Genomic DNA, 9,676 nt, shown 5'->3' with positions numbered 1-9,676 from the left:
TCAGACGCCCGCCATTTCATTCATCATTCTTTCGATATCGGACAAGCCGTCGTCGCTCAACGACAGGCCGGTGGAGGCACAGGCCTGGGCAAAATCATTCAATTGCGGTTTCTCGAATAGCAGGCGCAGCGGGATGTCGATCCCCAGGCCCGAGTTGATCTTGGAAATCAGCTGGGCCGCCAGCAGCGAATGCCCGCCCAGCTCGAAGAAGTCATCCATCAGGCCCACCCGCTCGACCTCCAGCACCTCGGCCCAGAGCGCCGCCAGCTGCTGTTCCAGCTCGCTGACCGGGGCCACGTAGGCCGACTGCGCCTGGCGGGTATCGGGGGCCGGCAGCGCCTTGCGGTCGAGCTTGCCGTTGGGCAGCAGCGGCATGCGCTCAAGCAGCACCAGGTACATCGGCACCATGTAGTCCGGCAGGCTGGCACCCAGGTGCGCCTTCAGTTCGGCGCGCAGGCCAGCGTCCTCCTCGGGCATCGCGTCGGGCACCAGGTAGGCGGCCAGCTGCTTGCCGCCCGGGCCGTCGATATCGACCACCAGCACCTCGCGCACCGCCGGGTGCTCGCGCAGACGTGCCTCGATCTCACCCAGCTCGATACGGAATCCGCGGATCTTCACCTGATGGTCGATGCGCCCGGCATACTCGACCACACCCTGCTCGCGATAGCGCGCCAGGTCGCCGGTACGGTACAGACGCCCACCCGGTGTGCTGGCGAACGGATCGGGGATGAAGCGCTCGGCAGTCAACCCAGGGCGGTTGTGATAACCGCGGGCAAGCAATTCGCCACCGACCAGCAGTTCGCCGATGGCCCCAGGCAGGGCCAGGTCACCGTCGGCGTCCACCAGGTGGATCGAGCGGCCGGCCAGGGCCTTGCCGATCGGGATCTGCACCGGCAGGGGCTGCTCGCCGGTGACATAGGCGCTGCAGTCATGGCTCATGACGCTGACGGTGGCCTCGGTCGGCCCATAGGTGTTGAGCAGGCGCACATGGCCGAGCCCGGCCTGTTGCCAGGCCAGCACCGCATCGGCGGCCATGGCCTCGCCGCCCATGTGGATGCGCCGCAGCTGGCCATAGTCCCGCAGGCCCTTGGCCGCGAAGTCCTTGGCCAGCAGGTGCCAGTAGGCGGTCGGCAGGTCGGCGAAGGTGATGCCGTGGGTCACCACTTCGCGGTAGAAGGTCTCGCTGTCCCACAGCGTCGGGCCACGCACCACCACGCTGGCGCCGCAGATCAGCGCCGGGTACAGCTGCTCGACGAAGGCGTCGAAGTTGAAGGTGGAGAACTGCAGCACCCGGTCGGCCGCCGACAGCCCGCAGAAGCCCTTGGCGACATGGGCGTGCCGGCTCAGGGCCGCGGCGCTGATGCCCACGCCCTTGGGGCGGCCGGTGGAACCGGAGGTGTACATGATGTACGCCAGGTTGTCGGGGTCGCCCAGTTCAGGCAGCGCATGGTTCGGCCAGGCGTCAAGGGGTTCGCTGTCCAGGCACAGGCAGCGTACCTGCGGCGCCACCGCCAGGCCTTGCAGCTGCGTGCTGTGGCCAAGCAGCAGGACGATGCCGCTGTCCTCCATCATATAGGCCAGGCGCTCGTGCGGGTAGTCGGGGTCCAGCGGTACATAGGCGCCGCCGGCCTTGAGCACCGCCAGCAGGCCGACCACCATGTCCAGGCTGCGCGGCAGGGCGATGCCGACGCGCACGTCCGGGCCGATGCCTTCCTCGCGCAAGCGGTGGGCCAGCTGGTTGGCGCGCTGGTCCAGGGCCTGGTAGCTGAGCTGCTGCCCTTCGCAGATCAGCGCCGTGGCCTGCGGCGTGCGCGCGGCCTGGTCGGCGATCAGCTGCTGCACGGTGCGCTGGTCGGGGTAGACCGCCTCGTGTCGGCTCCATTGCTCAAGGATGGTCTGGCGCTGCGCCGCGTCCAGCAGCGGCAGCTCGACGATGCGCTGGGCCGGCTGGGTGCTGACCGCCTGCAGCAGGTTGAGCCAGTGCGCGGCCATGCGCTCGATGGTGGCGTGCTCGAACAGGTCGCTGACGTAGGTCAGGGTCGCGCCCAGGCCATCCTCGCTTTCGAAGGTGTCCAGGGCCAGGTCCAGATGCGCCGTGGGGTTGCCCCAGCTCAGCCCTTCGATGCTCAAACCCGGCAACTCGCGCGCCTGATCCGAGCGCTGGGCCTGGTGGTTGAACATCACCTGGAACAGCGGGTTGTGGCTCAGGCTGCGCTCTGGCTGCAACGCCTCGACCAGTTGCTCGAACGGCAGGTCCTGGTGGGCCTGGGCCTGCAGCGCGGTGTGCTTGACCTGCTGCAGCAACTCGCTGAAGGTCGTGTGCAGCTCGAACTGCGCCTTGAGCACCTGGGTGTTGACGAAGAAGCCGATCAGCCCCTCGGTCTCGGCCCGGGTGCGGTTGGCGATCGGCACGCCGACGCGGATGTCGGCCTGCCCGGTCTGGCGGTGCAGCAGGCTCTGGAACGAGGCCAGCAGCAGCATGAACAACGTCACCCCTTGCTGGCGCGCCTGGGCCTTCAGGGCCTGGACCAGCGGCGCCGGTACCTCGATGGCGAGGCTGCGTCCGGCGTGGCTCTGCACGGTGGGGCGCGGGTGATCGGTGGGCAGTTGCAGCACATAGTGCTCGCCGCCCAGCTGGGCCAGCCAGTAATCGAGCTGGCGGGCCTGCTCGCCGGCCGCCATCCATTGGCGCTGCCAGGCGGCATAGTCGGCGTACTGCACGGCCAGGGCCGGCAGCTCGGGTTGGCGGCCCTGGCTCAAGGCCAGGTAGGCGCTCATCACCTCATCGACCATGATCGGCATCGACCAGCCATCGGCGACGATATGGTGCAGGGTCAGCACCAGCACATGCTCGTCCTCGGCCAGGCGCAGCAGGCGTACCCGCAGTAGCGGCCCCTGGGTCAGGTCGAAGGGGCGCTGGATCTCGCGGGCCACGCGTTCGCGGACCGCCTCGGTGGAGGTGTCCTGCAGCGACTCCATGACCAGGGTGAAGGTCGCGGGCGCCTGGATGCGCTGCCGTGCCTCGCCCCCCTGTTGCTCGAAGGTCGTGCGCAGGCTCTCATGCCGCGTGACCAGCGCCTCGAAGGCCTGGCGCAGCGCCTCCAGGTTGATCCGGCCCTTCAGTTGCAGGGCTGCGGGGATATGGTAGGCGGCGCTTTCCGGCTCCAGCTGCCAGAGGAACCACTGGCGTTGCTGGGCGTAGGACAGCGGTAGCGGCTGGTTGCGGTCCACGACAGTGAATGCCGGTGCCTGGCTGACCGAGCCTTGGCCTGCGGCCTGGGCGAAAGCCTGCAGGTCGGCGGACTCGAACAGGCTGCGCAGTGGGACTTCCAGCTCCAGGCGCTGGCGGATGCGCGAGGACACCTGGGTGGCCAGCAGCGAATGACCGCCGAGTTCGAAGAAGTTGTCGTGCAGGCCGACCTGCTCGACCTTCAGCACTTCACTCCAGATCGCCGCCAGCTGTTGCTCCAGCTCCGTGCGTGGCGCCACGTAGCCTTGTTGCAGTTGGCTGGCATCCGGTTTCGGCAGCGCCTTGCGGTCCAGCTTGCCGTTGGCCGTCAGCGGCCATTGTTCCAGCACCAGGAAGTGGGTCGGGACCATGTAGTCCGGCAAGTTGGCTTTCAGGTGCTGTTTCAGCGTGTCGCGCAGGACTGCATGATCGGCGGATGGGTCTTGGGCGATCAGGTAGGCCGCCAGTTGCTTGCCCCCTGCCCCGTCGATATCCAGTACCAGCACTTCGCGCACGGCGGCATGCTCTTGCAAGCGTGCCTCGATCTCGCCCAGTTCGATACGGAAGCCACGGATCTTCACCTGATGGTCGATCCGGCCCACGTATTCGATCACGTCCTGACTGCGATAACGCGCCAGGTCACCAGTACGGTACAGGCGTCCGCCTTCGCTGGAGAACGGATCCGGCACAAAGCGTTCGGCGGTCAGCGAGGCACGGTTGTGGTACCCGCGCGCCAGGCCGGCATGGCCGACATGCAGCTCGCCCGTGCAACCCTTGGCCACCGGATTGAAATCGGCATCCAGCACGTACATCGACAGGTCCGGGATCGCCGCACCAATCGGGCTGCCCGGCTGTTGCGTATCGGTGAAACGGATCGGCCGGTAGGTCACGTGGACCGTGGTCTCGGTGATGCCGTACATGTTGATCAGGTTGTCGCGGTCCTCGCCGAAGCGCTCGAACCATGGTTGCAGCGCGGCCACATCCAGGGCTTCGCCGCCGAAGATCACATAGCGCAGCGACAGGTCGGACGCACTGTCACAGGCCACTCGCATCAGCGGTTTGAACGCCGATGGTGTCTGGTTGAGCACGGTGACGCCTTGCTCCACCAGCAACTGGTGGAAGTCTTCCGGCGAACGGGTCACCTCACGCGGCACGATCACCAGGCGACCGCCGTGCAGCAGCGCACCAAAGATCTCCCAGACCGAGAAGTCGAACGCATAGGAGTGGAACAGCGTCCATACATCCTGTGGGCCGAAGCCGAACCAGGCATCGGTGGCCTTGAACAGGCGCAGCAGGTTGTGGTGCGGCAGCAAGGTGCCTTTCGGCTTGCCGGTCGAACCCGAGGTGTAGATCACATAGGCCAGGTTATCCGGCTGAGTAACGTGCGCGGGGTTTTCGTCACTGTAGCCAGCCAGGTCGTCTTCCAGCTTCAGGCTGCGAACCTGCGCCGGTACGGGCAGATCGGCCAGCAGATGACCTTGCGTCAGCAGCAGTTGAATGCCGCTGTCTTCCATCATGTAGCTCAGGCGGTCCTGCGGGTATTCCGGATCCAGTGGCACATAGGCGCCTCCGGCCTTGAGGATCGCCAGCAGGCCGACGATCATCTCGAAGCCGCGCTCCACGGCGATACCCACCAGCACATCCGGCCCCACGCCCTGCTCGCGCAGCTTGTGCGCCAGGCGGTTGGCGCGGCGGTTGAGCTGGTCGTAGCTCAGTGCCTGTCCGGCGAAGGTCACGGCGATCGCCTCAGGCGTACGTGCCGCCTGCGCCTCGATCAGCACATGAGCGCACTCGGCGCTTGGATAACGCTGCACATCCGCTTGCAGCTCGACCAGCTCGGCCGCATCGAGCAACGGCAACTGCGCCACGCGCTGGCCGCTGTCCTGGCAGATGCCCTGCAGCAGGTTGCGCCAGTACCCGCCCAGACGCTCGGCCGTGGCCGGGTCGAACAACGCGGTGGCATAGCTCAGGATGGCGTTCAACCCGGTGCTGTGTTCGACCGTGTTGAGCACCAGGTCGAACTGGGTGGTACGGTCTTCCCAGTCCAGCCCCTCGATCCGCAGCCCGGCCAGCTCCTGGGCCGTGCCGGGGTTTTCCGTCTTGTGGTTGAACAACACCTGGAACAGCGGGCTGTGGCTCATGCTGCGCTCGGGCTGCAGCGCCTCGACCAGCTGCTCGAACGGCAGGTCCTGGTGCGCCTGGGCCTGCACGGCGGTCTGGCGGACCTGTTGCAGCAGCTCGGCGAAAGTGGTGCGCAGGTCAAAGCGGGCGTCGAGCACCTGGGTGTTGACGAAGAAGCCAATCAGGCCCTCGGTCTCGGCCCGATTGCGGTTGGCCACCGGCACGCCGACGCGCACCTGCGATTGCCCGCTGAGGCGGTGCAGCAGCGTCTGGAACGAAGCCAGCAGCAGCATGAACAGGGTCACGCCCTGTTGCCGCGCGGTAGCCTTGAGGGCCTCGACCAGCTCGCGCTCCAGACGGATGTCCAGGCGTGCGCCGGCGTGGTTCTGCTGCAGGGGCCGCGGACGGTCGGTCGGCAGCTCCAGCAACGGTTGCTCATCACCCAGCTGCCGGCGCCAGTAGTCGAGCTGGCGAGCCTGCTCGCCGGCTTCCATCCACTGGCGCTGCCAGGCCGCATAGTCGGCGTACTGGAACGCCAGGGCCGGCAGTTGCGGGGCAATGCCCTGGCAATGGGCGGCATACAGGCGCACCACTTCATCGACCATGACCGGCATCGACCAGCCGTCGGCAACGATATGGTGCAGGGTCAGCACCAGCACATGCTCGTCGGCGGCCAGGCGCAGCAGGCGGGCGCGCAGCAGCGGGCCGTGCTCCAGGTCGAATGGCTGGGCGGTTTCCTCGACGATACGTGCCTGCAGGGCTTCGGCGTTTACCGTTTCGACGGCCAGGTCGAAGTCGCTGGCCAGGTGGATGCGCTGCCAGGCTTGGTCGCCTTCCTGATGGAAGGTGGTGCGCAGGGTTTCATGACGAGCAATCAGCGCGGCGAAGCTGCTACGCAGGGCCTCGATGTTCAGCTCGCCCTTCAGGCGCAGGGCCGAAGGGATGTTGTAGGCGGCGCTGTCCGGCTCCAACTGCCAGAGGAACCACTGGCGTTGCTGGGCGTAGGACAGCGGCAGCGGCTGGCTGCGGTCCACGACAGTGAACGCAGGCGCCTGGCTGGCCGAACCTTGGCCTGCGGCCTGGGCAAAGGCCTGCAGGTCGGCGGACTCGAACAGGCTGCGCAGCGGGACTTCCAGCTCCAAGCGCTGGCGGATCCGCGAGGTCACTTGGGTGGCCAGCAACGAGTGGCCACCGAGCTCGAAGAAGTTGTCGTGCAGGCCGACCTGCTCGACCTTCAGCACTTCGCTCCAGATCGCGGCCAGTTGTTGCTCCAGCTCCGTACGTGGGGCCACGTAGCCTTGTTTCAGCTGGCTGGCGTCCGGTTTCGGCAGGGCCTTGCGGTCCAGCTTGCCGTTGGCGGTCAGCGGCCACTGTTCCAGCACCAGGAAATGAGTCGGAACCATGTAGTCCGGCAGGTTGGCTTTCAGGTGCTGTTTCAGCGTGTCACGCAACGTTGCGTGGTCTGCATTTACATCTTGGGCGATCAGGTAAGCGGCCAGTTGCTTGCCCCCTGCCCCGTCGATATCCAGCACCAGCACTTCGCGTACGGCGGCATGCTCTTGCAGGCGTGCCTCGATTTCGCCCAGTTCGATACGGAAGCCACGGATCTTCACTTGATGGTCGATCCGGCCCACATATTCGATCACGTCCTGGCCGCGATAACGGGCCAGGTCGCCGGTGCGGTACAGACGTCCGCCTTCGCTGGAGAACGGATCCGGCACGAAGCGCTCGGCAGTCAGCGAAGCGCGGTTGTGGTAACCGCGGGCCAGGCCGGCATGGCCAACGTGCAGCTCGCCCGTGCAACCCTTGGCCACCGGATTGAAGTCGGCATCCAGCACGTACATCGACAGGTCCGGGATCGCCGCACCGATCGGGCTGCCCGACTGCTGGGTGTCGGCGAAGCGAATCGGCCGGTAGGTCACGTGGACCGTGGTCTCGGTGATGCCGTACATGTTGATCAGGTTGTCGCAGTCCTCGCCGAAACGCTCGAACCACGGTTGCAGTGCAGCAACGTCCAAAGCCTCGCCACCGAAGATCACGTAGCGCAGTGCCAGATCATCAGCGCTGTCACAGGCCACTCGCATCAGCGGCTTGAACGCCGACGGGGTCTGGTTGAGCACGGTCACGCCCTGCTCCACCAGCAGTTGGTGGAAGTCTTCCGGCGAACGCGTGGTTTCACGTGGCACGATCACCAGGCGACCGCCGTGCAGCAGCGCACCGAAGATCTCCCACACGGAGAAGTCGAAGGCGTACGAGTGGAACAGCGTCCATACATCCTTCGGGCCGAAGCCGAACCAGGCATCGGTGGCCTTGAACAGGCGCAACAGGTTGTGGTGCGGCAGCAGCGTGCCTTTCGGCTTGCCGGTGGAGCCCGAGGTGTAGATCACGTAGGCCAGGTTATCCGGCTGGCTCAGGTGCTCGGGATTCTCATCGCTGTAACCGGCCAGATCATCTTCCAGCTTCAGGCTGCGAACCTGCGCTGGCACAGGCAATTCAGCCAGCAAGTGACCTTGCGTCAGCAGCAGTTGAATACCGCTGTCTTCCATCATGTAGCTCAGGCGATCCTGCGGGTACTCCGGATCCAGCGGCACATAGGCGCCACCCGCCTTGAGGATCGCCAGCAGGCCGACGATCATCTCGAAGCCACGCTCCACCGCGATGCCCACCAGCACATCCGGCCCCACGCCCTGCTCGCGCAGCTTGTGCGCCAGGCGATTGGCGCGACGGTTGAGCTGGTCGTAGCTCAGCGCCTGCCCGGCGAAGGTCACGGCGACCGCTTCAGGCGTACGCGCCGCCTGCGCTTCGATCAACTCCTGGGCACAAGCCGAGCTTGGATAACGCTGCACGTCGGCTTTCCACTCGCCCTGCTCAGCCACATCGAGCAACGGCAACTGCGCCACACGCTGCGCGTGGTCCTGGCAAATGCCCTGCAACAGGTTGCGCCAATGCCGACCGATGCGCTCGACCGTGGCCGGGTCGAACAGCGAGGTGGCGTAGGTCAGTGCCGCGATCAGCCCGCCGTCGTGTTCGGCGGTGTTGAGGATCAGGTCGAACTGGGTGGTCTGCCCTTCCCAGCTCAAGCCCTCGACCTGCAGCTCGCCGAGCTGACGGGCCATGCCCGGGCTTTCGGCCTGGTGGTTGAACAGCACCTGGAACAGCGGGTTGTGGCTCATGCTGCGCTCGGGCTGCAGCGCCTCGACCAGTTGCTCGAACGGCAGGTCCTGGTGCGCCTGGGCCTGCAGCGCGGCCTCGCGGACCTGCTGCAGCAACACGGTGAAGGTGGTCTGCGGCGCGAACTCGGCCTTGAGCACCTGGGTGTTGACGAAGAAGCCGATCAGCCCCTGGGTTTCGGTCCGGGCACGGTTGGCCACCGGCACGCCGACACGGATATCGGCCTGGCCGCTGTAGCGGTGCAGCAGCGTCTGGAACGACGCCAGCAACAGCATGAACAGGGTCACCCCCTGCTGACGCGCCAAGGTCTTGAGCGCCTGGGCCAGGGAGGCATCGATATCGATGGCCAGCCGCGCGCCGTGGAAGTTCTGCACCGACGGCCGCGGACGGTCGACGGGCAGCTCCAGCAGCGGCTGCTCGCCGGCCAGCTGCTGGCGCCAGTAGCCGAGCTGGCGCTCCTGCTCGCCCGCTTCCATCCAGTCGCGCTGCCACAACGCGTAGTCGGCGTACTGGATCGGCAGCTCAGCCAGGGTAACCGGCGAGCCCTGGCGCAAGCCTTGGTAAAGACGGATCAGCTCGTCCACCAGGATCGGCGTGGACCAGCCATCGGAGACGATATGGTGCACGGTGAGAATCAGCACATGCTCATCAGACCCCAGCACCAGCAGCCTGACCCGCAGCAGTGGGCCCTGTTGCAGGTCGAAGGGTTGCTGCACCTCGGCCTCCACCCGTGCACGGATGGCCGCTTCCAGATTTGCCGGATCGGCAACCGCGAACGGCTCAACCGCCAATGCCAGCGGCAAGGGCGGATGGACGACCTGCACCGCGCCGTCACCCTCCTGGCGGAAGGTGGTGCGCAGGGTCTCGTGGCGCGCCACCAGGCTGTCGAAGCTGCGCTGCAACGCCTCGATATCCAGCGCGCCCTTGAGCCGCAGCGCCGCCGGAATGTTGTAGGCGGCGCTGTGCGGATCGAGCTGCCAGAGGAACCACTGGCGCTGCTGTGCATATGAAAGCGCTGCCCCGTCCGCAGAGTCCCTTCTGAAGATCGGGGTGACCCCGTAGAGGTTGACACCCTGGCGCTTGAGCAAGGCTGCCAATGCCTTGCGCTCCCTGGTGGACAGCGACTTTACGGAGTCGAGCAGCTCTTGCACTTTG

Annotated in this window: 1 pseudogene; it reads right to left on the bottom strand. The window is 66.3% G+C overall.

The features are described 5' to 3' along the window. A pseudogene (locus tag ACZ899_RS04150) lies at positions 1-9,672 on the bottom strand (amino acid adenylation domain-containing protein); the annotation flags it as partial. Positions 9,673-9,676 lie beyond the last annotated feature (4 nt).

The organism is Pseudomonas sp. TE31087, from assembly GCF_057284075.1.
This window is presented reverse-complemented; position numbering and strand designations above follow the sequence as displayed.